Source organism: Rahnella sp. PAMC25559, from assembly GCF_050632365.1.
In the GTDB taxonomy this organism is placed as follows: Bacteria; Pseudomonadota; Gammaproteobacteria; order Enterobacterales; family Enterobacteriaceae; genus Rahnella; species Rahnella rivi.
Genome location: NZ_CP192544.1, coordinates 501,995 through 523,775 on the forward strand (window position 1 = coordinate 501,995; position 21,781 = coordinate 523,775).

The window sequence follows — 21,781 nt, forward strand, 5'->3', positions numbered from 1 at the left end:
GGTTGTTCTAAGAAAAGAGAGAGAAGCTATGACTTCTTTTAGCGGTGTATTTCCCTATCTGGTTTCCCCCGTTACTGACGGTGGCCAGATAGACAAACCGGTGTTAACCGCACTGGTTGAACACCTGATTGCCAGTGGCGTGCAGGGTCTGACGCCGCTGGGCAGTACAGGTGAATTCGCCTATCTCAGTGCAGAACAGCGCACCGCGATGGTCGAAACGGTTGTCCACGCCGCTCGAGGCCGCGTTCCGGTGATTGCCGGTGTCGCAGCCACCACCATTCAGGACGCCATAGCGCAAACCGCTCGTTATGTCGCTCTGGGTGTCGACGGTATTCTGGCTATTCTTGAAGCCTATTTCCCGGTGCCCGATCAGGGCGTCGAGGACTATTTCCGTGCCATCGCGGCTGCCGCAGGTCAACTGCCGGTCGTGCTGTACACCAATCCACAGTTTCAGCGCGCCGACCTCAGCCTGCCGGTCATTGAGCGCCTGAGTCACGTGGAGAATATCAACTATATTAAAGATGCCTCGACCAATACCGGCCGGTTGCTGTCGATCATCGAACGCACGCAGGGGCGGATGCAGGTGTTTGCTGCGTCGGCACACATCCCGGTGTGCGTGATGATGATTGGTGGCGTCGGCTGGATGGCCGGTCCGGCCTGCATCGTACCAAAGCAAAGCCTGGCGCTGTACGAAGCGGCAAAGCAGGGCGACTGGGCTCAGGCCATGGCGTTACAGCGCCCTTTGTGGCGCATCAATGAAATCTTCGCCAAATACTCCATCGCCGGATGCATCAAAGCGGCGTTGCAGTTGCAGGGATTTGCCGTGGGCGATCCGCTGCCGCCACAGGTTCCCCTCGATGCCGCTGCGCGTCAGGAAATCGCTGAAGTCTTACGTTCCGTAGGTGCCCTGTGAAAACGCTGCCTGTCATTATTGATTGCGATCCTGGTATCGACGACGCCATTGCGCTGCTCAGCGCGTTTGTTGCGCCACAGCTCAATATTCTCGGCATCTGCGCCGTGTGCGGTAATCAGCCTTTAGCCAATACATTGCGTAATGCGCTGCAAATCACTGAACTCGGTCAGCGTACCGATATCCCGGTGTTTGCCGGTTGCCATGAGCCGATGTTCCGTGAGCCGATCCACGGCCAGTTCCATGGCGAAAACGGTCTGGGCAACACCGCGTTTCCCGCGCCGCAAAAAACGCCCGAAAAACTTAACGCCGTTAACTTCCTGATAAACCGTTGCCAGCAGGCGATCGACGATAATCAGCCGCTGACGCTGTGCGTGCTGGGGCCGCTGACCAATCTGGCAACGGCGCTGCGCATGAAACCCGACATTGCTGCCGGTATTGGCCGGGTGGTGCTGATGGGCGGCGCGTACCGGGAAGCCGGTAACCGCACCATGACGTCTGAATTCAACATGCTGGCCGATCCCCATGCCGCGCACATCGTGTTTTCCAGCGATCTTCGCATCACGGTGCTGCCGCTCGATGCCACCCATCAGGTGATCCTTACGCCGGAACATGTGGCGAAATTTATCAAAATCTCAGGGCGGATTTCCGCGCCGCTGAGTGAGCTGATGGCGTTCTGGGATCGCAATGACGTGCGCCGTTACGGCTCGCGTGGCGGGCCATTGCACGATCCGCTGGTGATCGCTTACGTGCTGGCGCCGGAGTTGTTTGGCACCGAGAAAGCGCGGGTGTTTGTTGAGTACGACAGCGAACTTTGTCTGGGGCAAACCGTGGCCGACTGGTACGGCAAATCCGGACAGACTGCCAATGTCGATATCGTCACGCGTGTGGACACTGCAAAAGTCTTCACCCTGTTTTATGAACTGTTATCACGCTATGCCGGGAACTGATCTTATGAGACAGCGCATCATTATTGATACCGATCCCGGGGTGGATGACGCCATTGCACTGTGGCTGGCACTGGCGTCACCGGAGCTTGATGTGTTGGGCATCACCGTGGTGGCGGGCAACGTGGCGCTGAAAGATACCGTGCGCAACGCCTGTAAAATCGTCGCGCTGTCGGGCAAAACCGACACGCCGGTCTTTGCCGGTGCGCCCGGTCCGCTGGTGCGCGAGCAGGTTTACGGAAAATACGCGCATATCGGTGCCTTCAGCGACGAGCTGGTGCCGGACAGCGAACTGCAACCGCAGAAAGAACACGCGGTGGATTTTCTGGTGCGCACCCTCAGACAGGCGGCGCAGGACAACGACCCTGTCACGGTATGCGCCATCGGGCCGATGACCAACCTGGCGCTGGCGCTGGGAATGCATCCGGACGTGGCGCGTGGCATCAGGCACATCGTCACCATGAGTTGTGCCTTTACGGCATTGGGGCACCGCGTGCCCTGGGCCGAATTCAATGTGTACGCCGATCCCCACGCGGCGGAAAAAGTGTTTAACAGCGGCGTTCCGCTCGTGATCATGCCGCTGGATATGACTTTTCAGGCGCTGATCGGTGCGGATGACATCGAGGCAATTCGTCAGGACGGCGGCCTGCCGGGAGCCTCTGTCGCGGCACTGCTGGGCGCCTTTGACCGCAGCGATCTCAGCCGTTTTGGTCGCGAAGGCGGCCCGGTGCATGATGCGACCACCATCGCCTGGCTGCTGCAACCGGGGCTATTCTCCGGCCAGAATGCCCGCGTCGGCGTGGCGGTGTCCGGCAAAACCGCCGGTTACACCTACGCCGATTTCTGGCACAAACTGGCGACGCCGCCGAACGCAATGGTGATGCAGAACGTCGATGAATACGGCTTCTTCAGCCTGATGCGGCGCGTTTTTTCCCGCTACGGCGCACAGCAAGACGACGCGCGCGCATGAGCCGGTACCTGCTGGGACGTTTCGGACAAACGCTGCTGACGCTGTTCGTGATGTCGCTGCTGGTATTTGGTGGCGTGTATCTGGTGGGCAATCCGGTGGATCTGTTGCTCAGCACCAGTGCGACGCCGGCCGAACGCCTTGACGTGATCCAGTCTTTCGGCCTCGATAAACCGGTGTGGGAACAATACGGCCTGTTCGTGATGAACGCCCTGCACGGCGATATGGGCAACTCCTTTATTTACAACCAGCCCGCGTTACACCTGATTTTCCAGCGCATGCCCGCCACGCTTGAACTGGCGCTGGTGGCCTTCGTGCTGGCGCTGGTGATCGGCATTCCGCTTGGCGTCTATGCCGGTTTACGCCCCGAGGGCTGGCTGTCGAAAACCATCATGACCGTCTCCATTTTTGGCTTCAGCCTGCCGACGTTTTGGATCGGGCTGATGATGATCATGCTGTTCAGTGTCAAACTCGGCGTGCTGCCTGCCTCCGGGCGTGGCGAAACGGTGGACGTTTTCGGCGTCCCCGTCAGTCTTTTCACCGCTGACGGACTGGCGCATCTGATCCTTCCGGCCTTCAATCTGGCGCTGTTTAAAATCTCGCTGATTATCCGGCTGACCCGCGCCGGTGTGCTCGAATGCCTGCAACAAGATTTCATCCGGTTTGCCCGCGCCAAAGGGTTATCTGAAAGCCGCATCGTGCTGGTTCACGTTCTGAAAAATACCCTGATCCCGCTGATTACCGTGATCGGCCTTGAGCTCGGTTCGCTTATCGCCTTTGCGGTCGTCACCGAAACCATTTACGCCTGGCCGGGCATGGGCAAGCTGATCATTGATTCCATCGCCGTGCTGGATCGCCCGGTGATCCTGGCGTATCTGATGATTACCGTGGTGATGTTCAGCCTGATCAATCTGCTGGTCGACGTGCTGTATGTGCTGGTCGATCCGCGCGTGCGGCTGGGAGGAGAGGCGTGATGCCACCGGATTCCGTTCACTCCCGCACTGCCGCCACGCAGACACCGCACACGGCGTTTTACAACACGCTCACCGCGCTGCTGCGTAACAAATTCTCGCTGTGCGGCCTGATTATTCTGGGCATCGCGGTGCTGCTCTCTGTGCTGGCCCCCTGGATTTCCCCGCAAAATCCGTACGATTTATCGCAGCTCGACATCATGGATGGCCGCCTTAAGCCGGGTTCGGCCAGCCTGAGTGGCCTGGTTTACTGGCTGGGCACCGACGATCAGGGCCGTGATTTATTCAGCGCCATTCTTTACGGCATGCGCACCAGCCTGCTGGTGGGCGTATGCAGCGCGGTGATTGCGCTGACCATTGGCGCAATCCTCGGCATGACCAGCGCCTGGGCTGGCGGCAAAACAGACGCGCTGATCATGCGTATTGTGGATATCCAGCTGAGTTTTCCGCCGATCCTGATCGCGCTTATCCTGCTGGCCGTGCTCGGGCAGGGCGTGGACAAAATCATCCTGGCGCTGGTGGTCACGCAATGGGCGTACTACGCCCGCACGGTGCGCGGTTCGGCGCTGCTCGAACGCCGCCGCAGCTACGTGGACGCCGCGCGCAGCATGGCGTTGTCAACTCCGCGCATTCTTCTGCGCCACATTTTCCCCAACTGTTTGCCGCCGCTGATAGTGGTCGCCACCATGCGTATCGCCTACGCCATCATGCTTGAGGCCACGCTGTCGTTTCTCGGCATCGGGTTGCCGGTGACCGAACCGTCGCTGGGGTTACTGATCGCCAACGGTTTCGATTACCTGATGTCCGGCGACTACTGGATAAGCGTCTTTCCGGGCGTCACATTGCTGGTGCTGATTGTCGCAATCAACTTAGTCGGTGACGCGCTGCGTGACATCCTCAACCCCAGGAATAAGGATTGATGATGCGCGATCCGGTGTTACAGGTCGAAAAGCTCAATACCGCGTTTTCTGTGGAGGGCGAATGGCTGAATGTGGTGCGTGACCTGTCGTTCACGCTTGGCGCAAAAGAAACGCTGGCGCTGGTGGGCGAATCCGGCTCCGGTAAAAGCGTCACCGCCATGTCGATCATGCAACTGCTGGACCCGAGGCATACCCGCTATTCGGGCAGCGTCCTGTTCGACGGCCAGGATTTACTGACCCTGAACCCGCGGCAGATGCAGAGCATTCGCGGCAACCGTATCGGCATGATCTTTCAGGAGCCGATGACCAGCCTGAATCCGGTGCTCAAAATTGGTGTGCAAATTACCGAAGTGCTGAAACGCCACCGTGGGATGGACGACGCCACCGCCCGCGCCGAGGCGGTTCGCCTGCTGGAAAAAGTCCGCATTCCCGCCGCCGCGTCGCGGCTGAATGAATATCCGCTCAGTTTTTCCGGCGGTATGCGCCAGCGTGTGGTGATCGCCATTGCGCTGGCGTGTAATCCACGTTTACTGATTGCCGACGAACCGACCACCGCGCTGGATGTCACTATTCAGGCGCAGATCCTCGCGCTCATCAAATCTTTGCAGGAAGAAGAGGGGATGTCGGTGCTGTTCATCACCCACGATATGGGCGTGGTGGCCGAAGTGGCCGACCGTACGCTGGTGATGCACCGGGGCGAATCCGTTGAGCAGGCGACCACGCGGGAGATTTTTCACCGTCCGCGCCATGCCTATACCCAGGCGCTGCTGGCAGCGGTGCCGCGTCTCGGCGCGATGACCGGCATTGCCCTGCCGCAGCGTTTTCCGCTGCGCGATCTGCACACCGGCGAACCGCAGCCGGTGGCAGATTCCGTCAATACGCTGCGTGCCGGCCAGCCGGTGCTCGAGGTCAAAAACCTCGTGACGCGCTTTGATGTGAAATCCGGTTTTTTGCGCCGGGTTTCCTCGCGCGTTCATGCGGTTGAAGATCTCTCTTTCAGCCTGCAATCGGGTGAAACGCTGTCGCTGGTGGGGGAATCCGGCTGCGGCAAATCCACTACCGGGCGTACGATTTTACGACTGACCGAAGCGACGTCCGGGGAGGTGCTGATCTCCGGGCAGGATATCCGCCGCGCTGACCGCGGCCAGCTTGCGGATATCCGCACTCAGGCACAGATGATTTTTCAGGATCCTTACGAAAGCCTGAATCCTCGAATGCGTATCGGCCAGGCCATTGCCGAACCGATGGTCAGCCTCGGGCTGCACGATAATGCCGGTGCGAAAATCCGCGTGGCGCAGTTGCTGGAGCAGGTCGGCCTGCAGAGCAGCATGGCGACGCGATTCCCGCATCAGTTTTCCGGCGGTCAGCGTCAGCGGATCTGCATCGCCCGCGCGCTGGCGCTGGAACCTAAACTCATTATTGCCGACGAAGCCGTTTCTGCGCTGGACGTTTCCGTCAAAGCGCAGGTGATCAATCTGATGCTTGATCTCCAGCAGCAGCTCGGGCTGGCGTATCTGTTCATTTCCCACGATATGGCGGTCGTAGAACGCATCAGCCACCGTGTCGCCGTGATGTATCTGGGCGAAATTGTGGAAATCGGCTCCCGCGCCGATATTTTCGACAATCCGCAACATCCTTACACCCGCAAATTGCTGGCTGCCGTGCCGGTTCCTGATCCCACTGTTCACCGCAAACGCACTGTGATCCCGGATGAACTCGCCAGCCCGTTGCGCCCGGCCACCTATCAGCCGCCTGCCCGCCATTATCGCGAAGTCAGCAACGGCCATTTCGTCCAAATTTCCTGATTTTCTCGCCCGTCTTTTCGCTCAACGCTTTAATTCACCCACTTAGTTACAACATACTTATATGTGGAGGGATTTCCTGATCGGGGGATCTGTATGTGCCCTGCAAATGTGTCAGCTCCGATCCCTCTGTAAGCCGCATCGCAGGCGGGGACTGGCTTAGTGTATTTCGCTATGGGTTATAACTTTTCGATCCTGAGCAAAAATCTTGACCGCGTGATGGTGATCACGTTTTATGGCAGCCGAACACCCGTTAATTCACCTGCTAAGGATAATAATAATGACTGAGTGCGCATCGCTGGACACCCGGCCACAGACTTCTGCTTTCCGCCGATGGCTGGCGGTATTTTCTCTCGCCTGCGGCACATTCGTGCTGGTTAATACCGAATTTCTGCCGATCGGCCTGCTTTCGCCGATCGCCCGTTCGCTGGGCGTGACCGAAGGTCATGCCGGGCTGGCGGTGATGTTGCCGGAGCTGGTTGCGGCGATTTCTGCTCCGCTGATTATGTTGTTTGCCAAACGTATGGATCGCCGCAGGCTCCTGCTTCTGCTCTCTGCCACGGTGATCCTCGCCAACGGCATTGCGGTGATGGCGGAATCGTTTAACGTTTTGCTGATCGGACGCATTATTCTCGGCGTCGGTGTCGGGGGATTCTGGTCTTTTGCCATCCCCTCCGGGCGGCGTCTGGTGCCGGAAGAGCAGGGTGCGCGGGCGATTTCGCTGATCACCGCAGGCGTGGCGGTCGGTACGGTGGCCGGCGTGCCCGCCGGCGCCTTTATCGGCGATCTGTTCGGCTGGAGAATGGCGTTCACGCTTAATGCGGTCATGGCGCTGGTGATTTTTATCCTGCAATGGATAGCGCTGCCGTCCCTTCCGGCGCAGCAGTCGATTGGTCTGCGCGCCATGCTGGGCGTGACCAAAGTGCCGGGTATCCGCTACGCGCTGATTATCGGCGTCTTTATGGCGGGCGGGCATTTCGCGGCCTATACCTATCTTGAACCCTGGCTGCGTTTTGATTTGCACCTCTCCGCCAGCAGTATTTCTCTCTTGCTGATGGGATACGGTATTGCGGGGCTTATCGGTACGCTGGCGTCGGAATTCACCGTGCGGGAATTCGGTGTGAAACGGGCGTTTATGCTCAACATGTTGTTACTCAGCCTGTCGGTGCTGGTGCTGTCAACATTTCATCTTCCGCTGGTGCTGGCCAGTGCGCTGGTGATCCTCTGGGGCCTGGCGTTCGGGGCATTGCCGGTATGTCTGAATATCTGGACGTATCAGGCATCGCCCGCGCTGTTTGAAACCGGGTCAGCACTGCTGGTTTGTGTGTTCCAGACATCGCTGGCGCTGGGGGCACTGTTTGGCGGCGTACTGGCGGATAACGCCGGTGTCAGCAGCGCATTCCTGCTCGGTGGAGTGCTGACCTTGCTGGCGGCGATCACCATTTATCTGTCACGTCCGCAGCCGGTAAACGTGCAGGGTGGGAAGAGATAATCGCGTCAGTCATCAGGAAATCTCTCCACATAAGCACTTTCCCCTTATTCCCCACGCCCTCTGCGGCGGGGAAATTTGATATAAAATAGACAATTGGCAATTTTAATGATTTATTATTCGCCACAATTGCAGTCGCCTGCTACTTTTTTATAATCGGAGTGAAAGGACAGGAGGATGTTAAATGAAAGTGCTGAAAAACGAGACGGACTATATTACATGGATGTTCGACAACTACTTTCAGCTGTCAAAGGCAACGGTATCCCCGTTAATGAGTGATGGTGAGATTAAAGAGGTACTGACCGAATTGCACCCAGAGTCTTTCCCGTGTATTGGGTATTTAACTTTTTCTTCAACAGGTTGTAATTGCGAGGTAAATTATATTTCCCGTGACATGGTTTCCGAGTGGGCTGTGGAACTGGACATACATTAATCTGGCGAATGTTGTAATCTTGCACGAATGTTAAAAGGGCCTGGACAGATCCACCGGCCCTTTTTTCTATTTGTTCTCCCCTGTCCCGAAGGCGAATTCTTCATCTGTTTTCATACACAGACCTGCCACCACAAACATAAAGTCGAATAAGAATATTCTTTAAATAAACCCTTTGTTCCCAATCTGGGTCTATTTCGGATCATGAATCCTGTGATCATATGATCCCAGAATTGTATTTAAATAAGATTTTTTGTTACTGAGTAATAAACCATCAGTGCCTGAGAAGGGCGGCATCGTTGCGGGATGAGCATCAGCGTCTATACTTAAGGTGAATGTTAAAAAAACCGGAGGAATACATGACCATTCATAAGAAAGGACAGGCGCATTGGGAAGGCGACATCAAACACGGAAAAGGTTATATCTCTTCTGAAAGCGGTGCTCTGAAAGACCAGCCTTACGGATTCAACACCCGCTTCGAGGGTAAACCGGGGACTAACCCGGAAGAATTGCTCGGCGCGGCACATTCCGCCTGTTTCTCAATGGCGCTGTCATTGATGCTCGGCGAAGCAGGGCATGTCCCTGAAAGCATTGATACCGTGGCAGATGTTTCTCTTGATAAAGTCGATGGCGGTTTCGCCATCACTAAGATCGCGCTCGACAGCACGGTCAAACTGCCCGGCATTGATAAAGACAAATTCGACGAAATTATCAAAGCGGCGAAAGCCGGTTGCCCGGTTTCCAAAGTGCTTAACGCGGAAATCACTCTGACGTACAAGCTGGAAAATTGATCGTCAAATTCTGATTCTTTTTCTCAGAACAATGAGCCATGCGAATTTTGCATGGCTTTTGTGTTTCTGATCCCAAATTTGTCATCCTTCTGTCCTGCCATTTGACAAAAAATCCCTGCCTGCCTTAACTCAATCATTCCCTTAAACCGAATGGTGCCTGATGCTGTTCGGTTTTTTAATGAGATGTTGAGGCGCCCCATGCTGACGTTACGCCAGATCCGCCATTTTATTGCCGTTGCTGAAACCGGTTCGATTTCCGCTGCGGCGCAGGCCTCCTTTGTGTCTCAGTCATCGCTGACGCAGGCCATTCAGCAGCTTGAGGTTGAAACCGAAGCGCGGCTGTTCGACCGCCATGCGAAAGGCATGACGCTGACCCATCAGGGGCATCAGTTTTTACGCCAGTCTTATCTGATCCTCGCCACTGTCGATAACGCCAAACGCAGCCTGCAAATGGGGACAGAAAGCGTCACCGGTCAGATCACGCTTGGCGTGACCAGCCTGGTGGCCGGTTATTTTCTGGTGGATTTGCTCAAGCAATTCAATGCGTATTACCCGAACGTTGAGGTCAAAGTGGTGGAGGATGAGCGTCAGTACATCGAACATCTGCTGGTGAGCGGTGAAATCGATATCGGCGTGCTGATCCTCTCCAATCTTGAAGACCGCGATGCGCTGCAAACCGAAGTGCTGACCCATTCCTCCTACCGCCTGTGGCTGCCGCCGCTGCATCCGTTGCTGGAGCGCGAAAGTATTTCGCTGGCGGATATCGCGAATGAACCGCTGATCCAGCTCAACGTCGATGAAATGGAGAAACATGCGCAACGACTGTGGGCGCGGGCGGGGCTGAAACCCAATATCGCGATGAAAACCGCCTCCACCGAGGCGGTACGCAGCCTGGTTGCGGCCGGTCTGGGGGTTTCGGTTCAGCCGGACATGGCCTACCGCGCCTGGTCGCTGGAAGGCAATATGATCGAAGCCAGCAAACTGGAGGATTCCATCGAACCGCTGGATATCGGGCTGGCGTGGCGGCGCGGCAGCGCGAGGCCGGAGCTGGTTACGCCGTTCCTGACCATTGCACGTGAAAACAGCGCCAAGCGCAGACCCTGACAAGGAGCATTCGGTTTAACCGAACGCAGACTTCAATAATTGCTATTTGTTGCCCTCAGAGAAATTACCTACTGTGAATTAGCAGGTTTGTTACTAACTAATAACATTTTTGTTAATTAAGGATGATTCTCTGAACTGAGGGCAGTGCAATGTCGGATGCAGAATTTGTTGCCAGTTTTTCTGAAAAGCATGTGATCAATGGCGACCTTCTGCACGGCGAAGGCGCAACGCAAAACATTTTCAATCCTGCGACCGGTGAAGTGATTGCCGAGGTCGCCGAAACCTCTCTGGCACAAGTCGCTCTGGCGGTGAATGCCGCCAATGCCGCTTTCAGCCGCTGGTCACGCACCACGCCAGCCGAACGGGCCTCCGTGCTTTTACGTATCGCCGACGCCATCGAAAAACAGGCGCATTCGCTGGCACAGCTCGAAGCCATCAACAGCGGTAAACCGCTGCATCAGGCTCTGAAAGACGATTTGCCTGCCGCGGTGGATGTCTTTCGCTTCTTTGCCGGGGCAGTGCGTTGCCAGCAGGGGCAACTTTCCGGCGAATATCTGCCCGGCCACACCTCGATGGTGCGCCGCGACCCGCTGGGCGTGGTGGCCTCGATTGCCCCCTGGAATTACCCGCTGATGATGTCGGCGTGGAAAATTGCTCCCGCGCTGGCGGCGGGCAACACCGTGGTGTTTAAACCCTCTGAACATACTCCGCTGACCATTTTGGCCTTGCTGCCCGCGTTGCAGGAGATCCTGCCGCCGGGTGTGCTGAACGTCATTACCGGCAGTGGTGAAGGGGTCGGTAATGCGCTGGTCAGTCATCCGCATGTCCGTCTGATTTCCCTGACCGGCGACATCGTCACCGGTCAGCGCATTTTGCAGGCGGCGGTGAAAACGGTGAAACGCACCCATCTTGAGCTGGGTGGCAAAGCGCCGGTGATCGTATGCAACGATGCCGACATTGATGACGTGGTGCAGGCGGTCAGCTGCTGGGGATATTACAACGCGGGGCAGGATTGTACTTCCGCCTGCCGCGTGTATGCACAGGCCGGGATCTACGAACGGCTGGTGGAAAAGCTGGGCGAGGCGGTATCGCAACTCTCTTTCGCCAGAAAGAATGACAGTGAAAACTTTATGGGGCCGCTTATCAGCGCACGCCAGCGGGATCGCGTGTCGAGCTTTGTCGAACGGGCGCTGAGTCAGCCGCATATCGAGCGTATCACCGGCGCGGCGTCCCATTCCGGCCCCGGCTTCTATTACCAGCCCACGCTGCTGGCGGGATGTCTGCAAACTGATGAAATCGTCCAGCGCGAAGTGTTCGGCCCGGTGGTCAGCGTCACCCGTTTCGACACCGTTCAGCAGGTCGTGGACTGGGCGAATGAATCAGAATACGGGCTGGCGTCCTCGGTCTGGACGCAAAATATCGATCTGGCGATGCAAATTTCCTCCCATCTGCAATACGGCACCACCTGGATTAACACGCACTTTTCTTTAGTCAGCGAAATGCCCCACGGCGGTTTAAAACGCTCCGGGTATGGCAACGATCTCTCGAGTTATTCGTTACAGGATTACAGCGTAGTCAGGCACATCATGGCGAAGTTCAAACCACAATTCTAATAACAGACAAATACGACGACAGGACAGGGGTATCCAATGAAAACACTTATTTTCAATAAAGAACCATCTGGCAGTAAAAAGTTATCTGCGGTTTGTTTAGGTCTGCTGAGTTTTCTTAATACGGCGGTGGCCGCAGACTTACCGACAGCGGTAGGAAAAGGCGAAGGACAATTAAATATCGTCGCCTGGCCGGGATATATTGAACGCGGCGAAAGTGACAAGAATTACGACTGGGTGACGCAGTTTGAAAAACAAACCAGCTGTAAGGTCAATGTCAAAACCGCGGCGACGTCAGATGAAATGGTCAGCCTGATGGCGAAGGGGGGTTATGATCTGGTCACTGCCTCGGGAGATGCCTCACTGCGGCTGATTTACGGTAAACGCGTTCAGCCGATCAACCCGGCGCTGATTGCCAACTGGAAGAATCTCGACCCGCGCCTGCTGAAAGGCGAATGGTTTAACGTCGCCGGAAAAGTCTATGGCACACCTTATCAGTGGGGGCCGAACCTGCTGATGTACAACACCAAAACCTTCCCCACTGCGCCTGACAGCTGGTCAGTGATTTTCGTGCCGCAAAATTTGCCTGACGGCAAACCCAATCAGGGACGCGTTCAGGCGTATGACGGCCCGATCGCCATTGCGGATGCCGCGCTTTACCTGAAAAGCACCCAGCCTGATCTGAAAATCGACGATCCGTATCAGCTCAACGAAACCCAGTACCAGGCCGTGCTGAAATTGCTGCGCGGTCAGCATCCGCTGATCCACCGCTACTGGCACGATGCATCGGTACAGATGAGTGATTTCAAAAACGAAGGCGTGGTTGCCAGCAGCTCGTGGCCGTATCAGGCCAACGCGCTGAAAGGCGAAAAACAACCGATCGCCACCGTCTTCCCGAAAGAGGGGGTCACCGGCTGGGCGGATACCACCATGCTGGCTGCCGACGCCGAACACCCGAACTGTGCCTATCAGTGGATGAACTGGTCGCTGGAGCCGAAAGTGCAGGGCGACGTCGCGGCATGGTTTGGTTCCGTGCCGAGCGTACCGGCCGGGTGTAAAGCCAGCCCGCTGTTAGGGGCGGAAGGTTGCGAAACCAACGGCTTTAATAAATTCACCGCGATTTCATTCTGGAAAACACCTCAGTCCGAAGGCGGTAAATACGTGCCGTACAGCAAGTGGACTCAGGACTATATCGCCATCATGGGCGGCCGGTAATCCGCTGTCAGAGGTTGCGTTTAGCCCTTTTATTAAAAACCGAATCCGGGAGTCCGTTATGGCCGCCGTACAATTTATTAATGCTTCCCGATTATATGGGGAAACCAAAGCCGTCGATAATGTCTCGATTGACATTCAGGACGGTGAATTCTTTTCCATGCTCGGGCCTTCCGGCTCGGGCAAAACCACCTGCCTGCGTCTGATTGCCGGCTTTGAAACCCTGACCTCCGGCTCAGTGCGCATTCACGGCAAAGAAGCCTCGCAGCTCGCCCCCTATGAGCGGGACGTCAACACCGTGTTTCAGGATTACGCGCTGTTCCCGCACATGACCGTGCTGGAAAATGTCGCGTATGGCCTGATGGTGAAAGGCGTGGGGAAAAAGGAACGTCAAATCCGCGCGATGGAATCGCTGGAGCGGGTGGCGCTTGGCTTTACCGCGGCGCGCAAACCGGCATTTTTGTCCGGCGGCCAGCGTCAGCGCGTGGCGCTGGCCAGGGCGCTGGTGAATCAGCCGAGCGTGCTGCTGCTGGATGAACCCCTCGGCGCGCTGGATTTAAAATTACGAGAGCAGATGCAGGGTGAGTTGAAAAAGCTGCAACGCGAACTGGGCATCACCTTTATTTTTGTCACCCACGACCAGAGCGAAGCGCTGTCGATGTCTGACCGCGTGGCGGTGTTCAACAATGGCCGTATCGAACAGGTTGATACGCCGCGTGAGCTGTACCTCAATCCGCGTACCGCGTTCGTTGCGCAGTTTGTCGGTACGGCGAACGTCCTGACCGCCGATCTCTCCTTCAAAATCACCGGTGTCTCCGGCAGCCGTTCTATTCGTCCGGAACACATCCGCCTTGCGCCGCAGCCGCTGGCAGACAGCCAGGCGGTGCAGGTTAACGCCATCCTCAAAGACATCCATTTTCAGGGCGCGGCGACACGCTACGAACTGGCACTGGAAGGCGGCGAGCGTCTGTTTGTCAGTGAGCCCAACAACCTGGCGGCCAGTGCGCAACACCACTTCCGGCAAGGTCAGCCGGTGGTGGCGTGTTGGGACAGAGATGCCATGGTCACGCTGCTTGAGGGCTAAAAGATGGATATCAGTATGACTCCTTATGAAAAGCGTGTGGGGCGTGGCCGCGCACTGGTGACTTACCTGCATCACAGGCCGGGATTTTATCTGGCGCTGCTGCTGGTGCCGCCGCTGCTGTGGTTTGGCGCGATCTATTTAGGTTCGCTGTTCGCGCTGTTGTGGCAGGGTTTCTATACCTTTGACGATTTCACCATGACCGTCTCCTCGACGCTGACGACGGCCAATATCCGCGCCCTGTTTGACCCGGTGAATGCCGACATTATTGTCCGCACGGTGACGATGGCGCTGCTGGTGTCTTTCTTCAGCGCGGTACTGGCGTTTCCGATTGCCTATTACATGGCGCGTTATATCACCGGCAAAAAGAAAGCCTTCTTTTACATCGCCATCATGATGCCGATGTGGGCCAGTTATATCGTCAAAGCCTACGCGTGGACCCTGCTGCTCTCCAAAGGCGGCGTGCTGCAATGGTTCCTCGAACACCTCGGGCTGCAACCGCTGCTGACGGCCATGCTGAGCCTGCCGGGCATTGGCGGCAATACGCTGTCAACCTCAGGCATCGGGCGCTTCTGGGTGTTCGTCTATATCTGGCTGCCGTTTATGATCTTGCCGATTCAGGCCGCACTCGAACGCCTGCCGCCGTCGCTGATTCATGCTTCAGAAGATTTAGGTGCAAAACCCTGGCAGACGCTGCGCTACGTGATCTTCCCGCTGGCCGTACCGGGTATCGCCGCCGGTTCGATCTTCACGTTCTCGCTGACGCTGGGCGATTACATCATCCCGCAACTGGTGGGCCCGCCGGGGTATTACATCGGCAATATGGTCTACTCGCAGCAGGGTTCGATCGGCAATATGCCCATGGCCGCCGCGTTCACGCTGGTGCCTATCGTGCTGATTGCGTTGTATTTATCGATGGTCAAACGACTGGGAGCTTTCGATGCACTCTAAACGCGCACCCTGGTTACTCAAACTCTCCGCGTGGGGCGGATTGGTCTTTCTGCACTTCCCGCTGCTGATCATCGCGGTGTATGCCTTCAACACCGAAGATGCGGCGTTCAGCTTTCCGCCGAAAGGCTTCACGCTGCACTGGTTTGCCGTCGCGGCAGGGCGTCACGACATTCTTGACGCCATCTGGCTTTCGGTGCAAATCGCCTGTTGCGCCACGCTGATTGCCATGGTGCTCGGCACGCTGGCCGCCGCGGCGCTGTACCGGCGTGAATTTTATGGCAAAAACAGCATAACCCTGTTGTTTATGTTGCCGATTGCCCTGCCGGGGATCATCACCGGTCTGGCGCTGCTCAACGCTTTTCACGCGGCACACATCGAGCCGGGCATGCTGACGATTGTCATCGGCCACGCGACGTTTTGCATGGTGATTGTTTATAACAACGTGATCGCCCGTTTTCGCCGTATCACGCACAGCCTGATCGAAGCCTCGATGGACTTAGGCGCAGACGGCTGGCAGACCTTCCGCTATATCATTTTGCCAAACCTCAGCACCGCGCTGCTGGCGGGCGGCATGCTGGCGTTCGCGCTCTCTTTCGACGAAATCATTGTCACCACGTTTACCGCCGGTCATGAACGCACGTTGCCCATCTGGCTGCTTAACCAGCTGGGCAGGCCGCGCGAAGTGCCGGTGACCAACGTGGTGGCGCTGTGCCTGATGGTGCTCACCATGATCCCGATTCTGGGCGCGTGGTATCTCACAAGAAACGGGTCAGATGTGGCCGGTGACGGCAAATAATAAGGAATAACTGATGCAAACGAACATGCTGATTAACGGTGAACTGGTGGCCGGAGAAGGAACGTCACTGCCGGTTTTCAACCCGCATACCGGGCAGGAGATTGTCCGTCTGGCGCAGGCCAGTGAACAACAAACCCGTCAGACGGTGGATCTGGCGCACAGCGCTTTTACCGACTGGGGCCAGACCACGCCGAAAACCCGTGCGGAACTGCTGCTGGCGCTGGCAGACCGCATCGAAGAAAACGCCGAAGCGCTGGCCAAGCTGGAGTCGCTGAACTGCGGTAAGCCGTTTCATCTGGCGCTGAATGATGAAATTCCGGCGGTGGTTGACGTGTTCCGCTTCTTTGCCGGTGCCAGCCGTTGCCTGAGCGGATTAGCCGGCGGCGAATATCTTGCCGGGCACACGTCAATGATCCGCCGCGATCCGCTGGGCGTGGTCGCCTCCATCGCCCCCTGGAATTACCCGCTGATGATGGCCGCGTGGAAAATCGCTCCGGCGCTGGCGGCAGGCAACTGCGTGGTGATCAAACCTTCCGAAATCACCCCGCTGACCGCGCTGAAACTCGGCGAACTGGCGCGGGATATCCTTCCGGCTGGCGTGCTGAACGTGCTGTTTGGCGACGGTAAATCGGTCGGCAGCGCGCTGACCCATCACGATAAAGTGCGGATGATTTCGCTGACCGGTTCCGTTTCTACCGGCGAGAAAATTGTCGCTCAGGCGACCACCGGCATCAAACGCACGCATATGGAACTCGGCGGCAAAGCGCCGGTGATCGTTTTCGATGACGCCGATATCGACCAGGTGGTGGAAGGCGTGCGCACGTTCGGGTTCTACAACGCCGGACAGGATTGCACCGCCGCCTGCCGCATCTACGCGCAAAAAGGGGTGTATGCGCAGCTGGTGAAAGCGCTGGGCGAGGCCGTTTCCACCCTCAAACTGGGCACCGATGAAAGCAGCGAAATGGGCCCGCTGGTGTCAGCGGCGCATTTAGAGCGGGTGGAAGGTTTTGTGCAGCGGGCGAAAGACGTCGCGCATATTCAGGTCATCACCGGTGGCGAACGGGTGCGCGGCGAGGGGTATTATTTCCAGCCTACGGTGCTGGCGGGTGCGCGTCAGGAAGATGAAATTGTGCAACGCGAAGTGTTCGGCCCGGTGGTCAGCGTGACCGAGTTTGATACGGAAGAGCAGGTTCTGGCGTGGGCAAATGAATCCAACTACGGGCTGGCATCTTCCGTCTGGACGCAAAACATCGGTCGCGCCCACCGCCTGAGCGCGCGTCTGCAATACGGTTGCACCTGGGTGAATACCCACTTCATGCTGGTCAGTGAAATGCCGCACGGGGGACAAAAACAATCCGGCTACGGAAAGGATATGTCGATGTACGGGCTGGAAGATTACACGGCGATTCGGCATGTGATGATAAAACACTAACTCCCGGCGTCGGAAGCGTTACAACGGCTGGCGATAACCTCGTCAGCCTTTTTTTATGCGCCGCCGCCCGGACAGTGAATGTATCACCCGCCGGAGGCGCTGATTTTAAAGTCGTTACTTTTCAACTAGTATGACTCGCACAAAAAACTTTCCTCAGGGACGACCATGTTACGCACGGCACTCATCGTATTTTTAAGCGCCTTTTCAGTTTCTCTTTTTGCCCAGGATAACGAGGGTCTGCGTTTTACCCGTAAAGACTGGTCGCTGGTGTGTGAGAATGTGCAACTCTGTCATGCCACGGGAAGGATGAAAGGGGGCAACACGGCGTCCGTTTTACTCACGCGAAAAACAGACGCTGCCGGGCAGGCGAGCGTCAGCCTGATTTTTTCCGATACTCACGCCTCAGACACCCCGCATTCCCCGCAATTGACTCTCGGCGGTCAGGCTGCCGGCATGTTAACCCGCGAAGAGAACGGGCAGTTTGCCTTTACCGCGTCACAGGTCAGTGGTGCGTTACAGGCGCTTCTTCATGATAAGCAGATTCAGATCGCGCAGCCGGATCAGGCTGATGACCTCTCAGGTGAAGGGGTTAACGCCGTCTTGCTTAAAATGGATGACTTCCAGGGGCTGCTGGATACGCCAGCCGCCTTTGTGCAAAGAGCCGACGCCACATCAAAACCGGATGACGACAGTGCTGCGCAGGACGAATTATTCGCCGCGCTGCAAAAGGAAAAAAATCAAAATAATCAGATGCCTGTCGAAACACTGATGAGTCGTTACGCCAGTCCCGAAACGCAGGTGACCCGGTTTGATATCACCTTCGAGGGGGAGGAAAAGAATAAACTGCCAAAGAAAAAGCCCTCAGCGGATATCACAGATGACGAATGGCAGGCATTTCAGAAATCTAACGTGGTCGTCTTTACAGAAAACCAAACGGCCAGTTATACGCTGGTGGATCTTGACGGGGATGGCAAACGGGATCTGATTATTGATGCCTATATCGGGGGCACCGGCATATTCACCTATACCGGGATATTGAAACGAGGAAAGGGCACCTTTTATTCCACCGTGAAGGCAGACCCGGATGCTTCGGTGCCCGGTTATTTGTATTCAACCAACGCACGCGGCGCAAATCAGGCGGGCTACTGGATCAGACTTAATAAGCAGATTTATCTCGCCTACCGGGTCAGCTATTTCGGCGTGGACAATATTTATCTGCTTCGCCCCTTCAGCCACAACGCCAGCGTGGCAAAAATAACGGTCACGTACCGCTATGCGCTGTCGGTCACCTCCCCGGATCCGCGGGATAAAGAAACGCCCTGGCTGACGTTATCGGATAAACAAAAAGTCAGCGTCGGGAAAAGTTTAGCCGCTTTGCAGGCGCATCAGCCCAATGCAGGCAGTTCTGCTTCGCCAGCCGTTTCGGTCTGTCCGGTGCCGCCGTCTCTGAGTCAAAATGAAGCCGGGTTTTATGGCCGTTCGCCTGTGCCGGGCTATGAAGTACAGGCTATCGGTGATATTCCGGTGTGGATAGATGAGCAGTGTTATGTCGGCGGCGTGTACAGCCATTTTGGCGACTACTCACCGAAAGAAGGCGTAGACATCATGCTTTATGTGTATTCACCGCAGCAGGATGGTGAGTTGAAAGGGGATATTTCAGTTTTCGGTAAACGGGAAGTCGTTGCGATCGAACGCGCCCGTGGTGTGGTGCAAGGGGATAACGGCAGGTAGGGAAACAAGGTGTTGATGAAGCAGGGAGTGGGCCGCTCCCTGCTGAAGCATCATCAGAGAGAGTTATTCTGCCGTGGCAGAGGCGATCTTTTTGCGGGCAATATCGATAAACAAAATGCTGGAAGCAAAAGAGATCCCCGAACCGATTATCATTGAAAGAAGATATGAGGTGACGTAATTATATTCTTTGTCTATCAATGTAAGTTGCTCTGAAATTAAATCAATATTGTCAATGGCATATCCTCTGGCTGAATAGAGGCCAAACCATAATGCGCCGCAGACAATAAAGCCGGTGTAACAGACATAAGTGAATTTCTTGTCGATATATTCAAGGTAAAACTTAGGGTCGGAGTAAGCCATCTTAAGAAGACCTAAAAAACAGCCCAGATAAATACCGATCAACCACTTCATGACGTCCCAGTTCATACGTATCTCTGAATGTTGCCGCGCTTGGCGACGAATAATAAAAAGAAACCCTGTTCTGAACCGCGTTGGCCGCGAGAAAAACAGAGTCATTAAACGTTAACTTTATGATTTTAAATAGTATTTAAAGAATTGACGCGCGGTATTATCACACGGACGTCAACACTCTGGCAAGAATGTTCAGGCGAGAATTCTGGCGGGGAACACCGGGAAAATAAGGGCTGGCGACGCGTGCGCCAGCGTTGTCCGTCTTACATTTTCTTCGCCAGCAAGGTGGCAAAGCGAAGCTTGTAGCGGTCACCGTTTTCGTCACGTTTATGCAATTCGCCAATATCCTCGTTGTATTTCACGATTTCCCAGCCACGATAAGCGTGGCGCAATTCATCGGGCTTAAAGGTAAACGGGAAGGGCAGCGGGCAAGGATAATCCGGACTGTCCATCGCGGCGACAATCAGGTTGTACCCGCCGCTTTTGGTGGCCGCGTGCATGTCTTCGAGAATGTGCGGGATACTGTCGCGTTGCAGAAACATCATGACCACGGTGGAAAAGATGAAATCGTATTCGCCGCTGAAACGGTGCGTGTTCAGATCCTGTTCGCTGATGGCGATATTGCGCAGAGATTCCGCCGCAATAATGTCATTCACTTTCGCCACGCTCATGACGTTGTTGTCCCAGCCCGTCACATCAAAGCCTTTCAGGTTGAGATACAGCGAGTTGCGCCCGCTGCCACAGCCCAGATCCAACGCTTTGCCCGGCTGAACATAACCTGCTGCATGAATGATTTCTGAATGGGTGCGGGTAAGGCCGTATTTTTCGGCGTAGTAATCTTCTGGCGCAGGTTGCTGGGTCATGCCCTGTATTCCTTAAAGTGAGATCGATTGCCAGCGATTATCCTCCAAAATCTCCCCCGCGCCATGACTCTTAATGGTCAGCGCAACGTGCGCCGGTCGGTTTGCCGGTAAAGATAACTGCCCGTGCCGTGCACAGGGTCGCCCTCAAAACCGACTTTTTGCATCCCGATTTTTTCCAGAACGCGCTGGGAAGCCAGATGGTTTTCGCGCACGGTGGCGGAGATCCGCGGTATTCCCAGTTTCTCAAAACCCGTATTGAGCGCCACGCTGGCAAACTCGGTCGCCAGCCCTTTTCCCCACGCCGTGGTGGCGAAGCGGTAGCAGAGAAACACCCGGTGATTCTCGTAGCCTTCACGGACTCCCAGCCCGCCAAACCCGATGACCTCATCGGGTTTATGGTTCAGCGTAATCGCCCAGTGGCCGAATCCGTGCTCCGGCCATTCACGTAACCAGCCGCTCAGTTTTTCCTGTGCCGCCGCCCTGTCCGGCAACGGGCCGCGCGGGTTGAACAGATTGGTCTGCGGATCGCCGTAAATGGCAAAGAGGGAATACAGGTCAGCGTCTGCAACCGGACGCAGCAATAACCGCGATGTCTCAATGATCATAGTGACGTTTTTCCTCCTGTGAGATGACTTCAAGCTTAGCCGCACCGGGGCGGGTCGTCATCCGGCACGGAAAAAATCACCCCGCCTGCTTGCGGAGGGATCTGCCGCACACTTTGGCGCGTGAGGAGCGTTCAGGGCTGCGGTGTTATTTTCCATCGTCAGTTATTTGCCCAAAATGTGAAGGGAGTCATAAGCAATGGTCAAGGAGAGACAATTTTTAACTTCTCAGAATTATCACCCGCTAAAGTGATGCCGTATACTCGACTCAAGCAGAGACAATTCGTATTACATCTTTTTTCGTTTAAATGCCCATTTGGCAGCAATGCAGGAACGCTTGTCTGGCCTGCAATCATAACTGGATATGAGGGTTTCATTATGGAAAAGAAAGTCATCTATTTGTTTTGCTCGGCAGGCATGTCCACTTCATTGCTGGTGACTAAAATGAAAGTGCAGGCCGAAAAATACGAAGTGCCGGTCATTATTGAAGCATTCCCGGAAACACTGGCCGCTGAAAAAGGGCATGCGGCGGATGTGGTACTTCTGGGGCCACAGATTGCTTATATGTTGCCGGAGATTCAAAAAGTATTACCGGGTAAACCGGTTGAAGTGATCGATTCTGTGCTTTACGGCAAAATCGATGGTTTAGGTGTTTTGAAAGCTGCCGTTGCTGCCATCAAAAAAGCCGCCGCTACTCAGTAAGCGTAAATTTTTAGCGATACCTTGTCCTTTTTTACATTGAATTACTTTAGTCAAAGAGA

At 55.8% G+C, this 21,781-nt stretch carries 21 protein-coding genes; 18 read left to right on the top strand and 3 right to left on the bottom strand.

What is annotated here, in order from left to right:
* Window positions 1–28: 28 nt before the first annotated feature.
* The 17 genes from ACQZQY_RS24565 to ACQZQY_RS24645 all read left to right on the top strand — a co-directional run bounded on the left by ACQZQY_RS24565 (window position 29) and on the right by ACQZQY_RS24645 (window position 19,144).
* Window positions 29–913, top strand: coding sequence for a dihydrodipicolinate synthase family protein (locus ACQZQY_RS24565; RefSeq protein ID WP_431297458.1), 885 nt, complete (start codon window positions 29–31; stop codon window positions 911–913).
* Window positions 910–1,860 (top strand): nucleoside hydrolase, encoded by a 951-nt coding sequence (locus tag ACQZQY_RS24570; RefSeq protein WP_431297459.1) that lies wholly within the window; start codon window positions 910–912, stop codon window positions 1,858–1,860. Before ACQZQY_RS24565 ends, ACQZQY_RS24570 begins: the two co-directional genes overlap by 4 nt.
* Window positions 1,861–1,864: 4 nt before the next feature.
* Window positions 1,865–2,827, top strand: a complete 963-nt coding sequence (locus tag ACQZQY_RS24575; RefSeq protein ID WP_431297460.1) for a nucleoside hydrolase — start codon at window positions 1,865–1,867, stop codon at window positions 2,825–2,827.
* Window positions 2,824–3,798, top strand: a complete 975-nt coding sequence (locus tag ACQZQY_RS24580) for an ABC transporter permease (RefSeq protein WP_056779924.1) — start codon at window positions 2,824–2,826, stop codon at window positions 3,796–3,798. The genes ACQZQY_RS24575 and ACQZQY_RS24580 overlap by 4 nt, the downstream gene beginning before the upstream one ends.
* Window positions 3,798–4,715: an ABC transporter permease gene (locus tag ACQZQY_RS24585; protein ID WP_414072226.1), complete on the top strand. Its 918-nt coding sequence runs from the start codon at window positions 3,798–3,800 to the stop codon at window positions 4,713–4,715. Before ACQZQY_RS24580 ends, ACQZQY_RS24585 begins: the two co-directional genes overlap by 1 nt.
* Window positions 4,716–4,717: 2 nt before the next feature.
* The gene (locus ACQZQY_RS24590; RefSeq protein WP_431297517.1) at window positions 4,718–6,520 is read left to right on the top strand and encodes a dipeptide ABC transporter ATP-binding protein; all 1,803 of its coding nucleotides are present in this window, start codon (window positions 4,718–4,720) and stop codon (window positions 6,518–6,520) included.
* Between the two features lie 277 nt (window positions 6,521–6,797).
* Window positions 6,798–8,009 (top strand): MFS transporter, encoded by a 1,212-nt coding sequence (locus tag ACQZQY_RS24595; protein ID WP_431297461.1) that lies wholly within the window; start codon window positions 6,798–6,800, stop codon window positions 8,007–8,009.
* 181 nt (window positions 8,010–8,190) lie between these two features.
* Entirely contained in the window at window positions 8,191–8,439 is a 249-nt protein-coding gene (locus ACQZQY_RS24600; RefSeq protein ID WP_056779932.1) for a hypothetical protein, read from the top strand.
* A gap of 356 nt (window positions 8,440–8,795) precedes the next feature.
* Complete coding sequence (locus ACQZQY_RS24605; protein WP_122096795.1) at window positions 8,796–9,227, top strand: OsmC family protein; 432 nt, start codon at window positions 8,796–8,798, stop codon at window positions 9,225–9,227.
* 198 nt (window positions 9,228–9,425) lie between these two features.
* Window positions 9,426–10,331 (top strand): LysR substrate-binding domain-containing protein, encoded by a 906-nt coding sequence (locus ACQZQY_RS24610; RefSeq protein ID WP_056779938.1) that lies wholly within the window; start codon window positions 9,426–9,428, stop codon window positions 10,329–10,331.
* A 149-nt stretch (window positions 10,332–10,480) separates the two neighbouring features.
* Window positions 10,481–11,944 (top strand): gamma-aminobutyraldehyde dehydrogenase, encoded by a 1,464-nt coding sequence (locus tag ACQZQY_RS24615; protein WP_431297462.1) that lies wholly within the window; start codon window positions 10,481–10,483, stop codon window positions 11,942–11,944.
* A gap of 36 nt (window positions 11,945–11,980) precedes the next feature.
* Window positions 11,981–13,156, top strand: coding sequence for a putative ABC transporter substrate-binding protein YdcS (ydcS, locus tag ACQZQY_RS24620; RefSeq protein ID WP_390976142.1), 1,176 nt, complete (start codon window positions 11,981–11,983; stop codon window positions 13,154–13,156).
* A gap of 58 nt (window positions 13,157–13,214) precedes the next feature.
* Window positions 13,215–14,237, top strand: coding sequence for an ABC transporter ATP-binding protein (locus tag ACQZQY_RS24625; RefSeq protein WP_056779945.1), 1,023 nt, complete (start codon window positions 13,215–13,217; stop codon window positions 14,235–14,237).
* Window positions 14,238–14,252: 15 nt separating this feature from the next.
* Window positions 14,253–15,185, top strand: coding sequence for an ABC transporter permease (locus ACQZQY_RS24630; RefSeq protein ID WP_390976467.1), 933 nt, complete (start codon window positions 14,253–14,255; stop codon window positions 15,183–15,185).
* Complete coding sequence (locus tag ACQZQY_RS24635; RefSeq protein ID WP_056779951.1) at window positions 15,175–15,981, top strand: ABC transporter permease; 807 nt, start codon at window positions 15,175–15,177, stop codon at window positions 15,979–15,981. The genes ACQZQY_RS24630 and ACQZQY_RS24635 overlap by 11 nt, the downstream gene beginning before the upstream one ends.
* 13 nt (window positions 15,982–15,994) lie before the next feature.
* The gene (locus ACQZQY_RS24640) at window positions 15,995–17,413 is read left to right on the top strand and encodes a gamma-aminobutyraldehyde dehydrogenase (RefSeq protein ID WP_056779953.1); all 1,419 of its coding nucleotides are present in this window, start codon (window positions 15,995–15,997) and stop codon (window positions 17,411–17,413) included.
* 165 nt (window positions 17,414–17,578) lie between these two features.
* Window positions 17,579–19,144 (top strand): DUF1176 domain-containing protein, encoded by a 1,566-nt coding sequence (locus tag ACQZQY_RS24645; protein ID WP_431297463.1) that lies wholly within the window; start codon window positions 17,579–17,581, stop codon window positions 19,142–19,144.
* Window positions 19,145–19,207: 63 nt separating this feature from the next.
* Here ACQZQY_RS24645 and ACQZQY_RS24650 read toward each other — a convergent pair whose 3' ends face one another.
* From ACQZQY_RS24650 to ACQZQY_RS24660, 3 genes are all read right to left on the bottom strand, one after another.
* Window positions 19,208–19,570: a hypothetical protein gene (locus ACQZQY_RS24650; protein WP_431297464.1), complete on the bottom strand. Its 363-nt coding sequence runs from the start codon at window positions 19,568–19,570 to the stop codon at window positions 19,208–19,210.
* 248 nt (window positions 19,571–19,818) lie between these two features.
* The gene (gene tehB / locus ACQZQY_RS24655) at window positions 19,819–20,418 is read right to left on the bottom strand and encodes a tellurite resistance methyltransferase TehB (protein WP_431297465.1); all 600 of its coding nucleotides are present in this window, start codon (window positions 20,416–20,418) and stop codon (window positions 19,819–19,821) included.
* A gap of 77 nt (window positions 20,419–20,495) precedes the next feature.
* Window positions 20,496–21,023 (bottom strand): GNAT family N-acetyltransferase, encoded by a 528-nt coding sequence (locus ACQZQY_RS24660; RefSeq protein WP_431297466.1) that lies wholly within the window; start codon window positions 21,021–21,023, stop codon window positions 20,496–20,498.
* A gap of 375 nt (window positions 21,024–21,398) precedes the next feature.
* Between ACQZQY_RS24660 and ACQZQY_RS24665 the strand changes: the two genes are divergently transcribed.
* The gene (locus tag ACQZQY_RS24665; protein WP_056779975.1) at window positions 21,399–21,722 is read left to right on the top strand and encodes a PTS sugar transporter subunit IIB; all 324 of its coding nucleotides are present in this window, start codon (window positions 21,399–21,401) and stop codon (window positions 21,720–21,722) included.
* Window positions 21,723–21,781: the final 59 nt, after the last annotated feature.

Coding starts and splice junctions, on each gene's coding strand:
- ACQZQY_RS24565 (WP_431297458.1), top strand. CDS start 29: ATGACTTCTTTTAGCGGTGTATTTCCCTATCTGGTTTCCCCCGTTACT.
- ACQZQY_RS24575 (WP_431297460.1), top strand. CDS start 1,865: ATGAGACAGCGCATCATTATTGATACCGATCCCGGGGTGGATGACGCC.
- ACQZQY_RS24580 (WP_056779924.1), top strand. CDS start 2,824: ATGAGCCGGTACCTGCTGGGACGTTTCGGACAAACGCTGCTGACGCTG.
- ACQZQY_RS24585 (WP_414072226.1), top strand. CDS start 3,798: ATGCCACCGGATTCCGTTCACTCCCGCACTGCCGCCACGCAGACACCG.
- ACQZQY_RS24590 (WP_431297517.1), top strand. CDS start 4,718: ATGCGCGATCCGGTGTTACAGGTCGAAAAGCTCAATACCGCGTTTTCT.
- ACQZQY_RS24595 (WP_431297461.1), top strand. CDS start 6,798: ATGACTGAGTGCGCATCGCTGGACACCCGGCCACAGACTTCTGCTTTC.
- ACQZQY_RS24600 (WP_056779932.1), top strand. CDS start 8,191: ATGAAAGTGCTGAAAAACGAGACGGACTATATTACATGGATGTTCGAC.
- ACQZQY_RS24605 (WP_122096795.1), top strand. CDS start 8,796: ATGACCATTCATAAGAAAGGACAGGCGCATTGGGAAGGCGACATCAAA.
- ACQZQY_RS24610 (WP_056779938.1), top strand. CDS start 9,426: ATGCTGACGTTACGCCAGATCCGCCATTTTATTGCCGTTGCTGAAACC.
- ACQZQY_RS24615 (WP_431297462.1), top strand. CDS start 10,481: ATGTCGGATGCAGAATTTGTTGCCAGTTTTTCTGAAAAGCATGTGATC.
- ydcS (WP_390976142.1), top strand. CDS start 11,981: ATGAAAACACTTATTTTCAATAAAGAACCATCTGGCAGTAAAAAGTTA.
- ACQZQY_RS24625 (WP_056779945.1), top strand. CDS start 13,215: ATGGCCGCCGTACAATTTATTAATGCTTCCCGATTATATGGGGAAACC.
- ACQZQY_RS24630 (WP_390976467.1), top strand. CDS start 14,253: ATGACTCCTTATGAAAAGCGTGTGGGGCGTGGCCGCGCACTGGTGACT.
- ACQZQY_RS24635 (WP_056779951.1), top strand. CDS start 15,175: ATGCACTCTAAACGCGCACCCTGGTTACTCAAACTCTCCGCGTGGGGC.
- ACQZQY_RS24640 (WP_056779953.1), top strand. CDS start 15,995: ATGCAAACGAACATGCTGATTAACGGTGAACTGGTGGCCGGAGAAGGA.
- ACQZQY_RS24645 (WP_431297463.1), top strand. CDS start 17,579: ATGTTACGCACGGCACTCATCGTATTTTTAAGCGCCTTTTCAGTTTCT.
- ACQZQY_RS24650 (WP_431297464.1), bottom strand. CDS start 19,570: ATGAACTGGGACGTCATGAAGTGGTTGATCGGTATTTATCTGGGCTGT.
- tehB (WP_431297465.1), bottom strand. CDS start 20,418: ATGACCCAGCAACCTGCGCCAGAAGATTACTACGCCGAAAAATACGGC.
- ACQZQY_RS24660 (WP_431297466.1), bottom strand. CDS start 21,023: ATGATCATTGAGACATCGCGGTTATTGCTGCGTCCGGTTGCAGACGCT.
- ACQZQY_RS24665 (WP_056779975.1), top strand. CDS start 21,399: ATGGAAAAGAAAGTCATCTATTTGTTTTGCTCGGCAGGCATGTCCACT.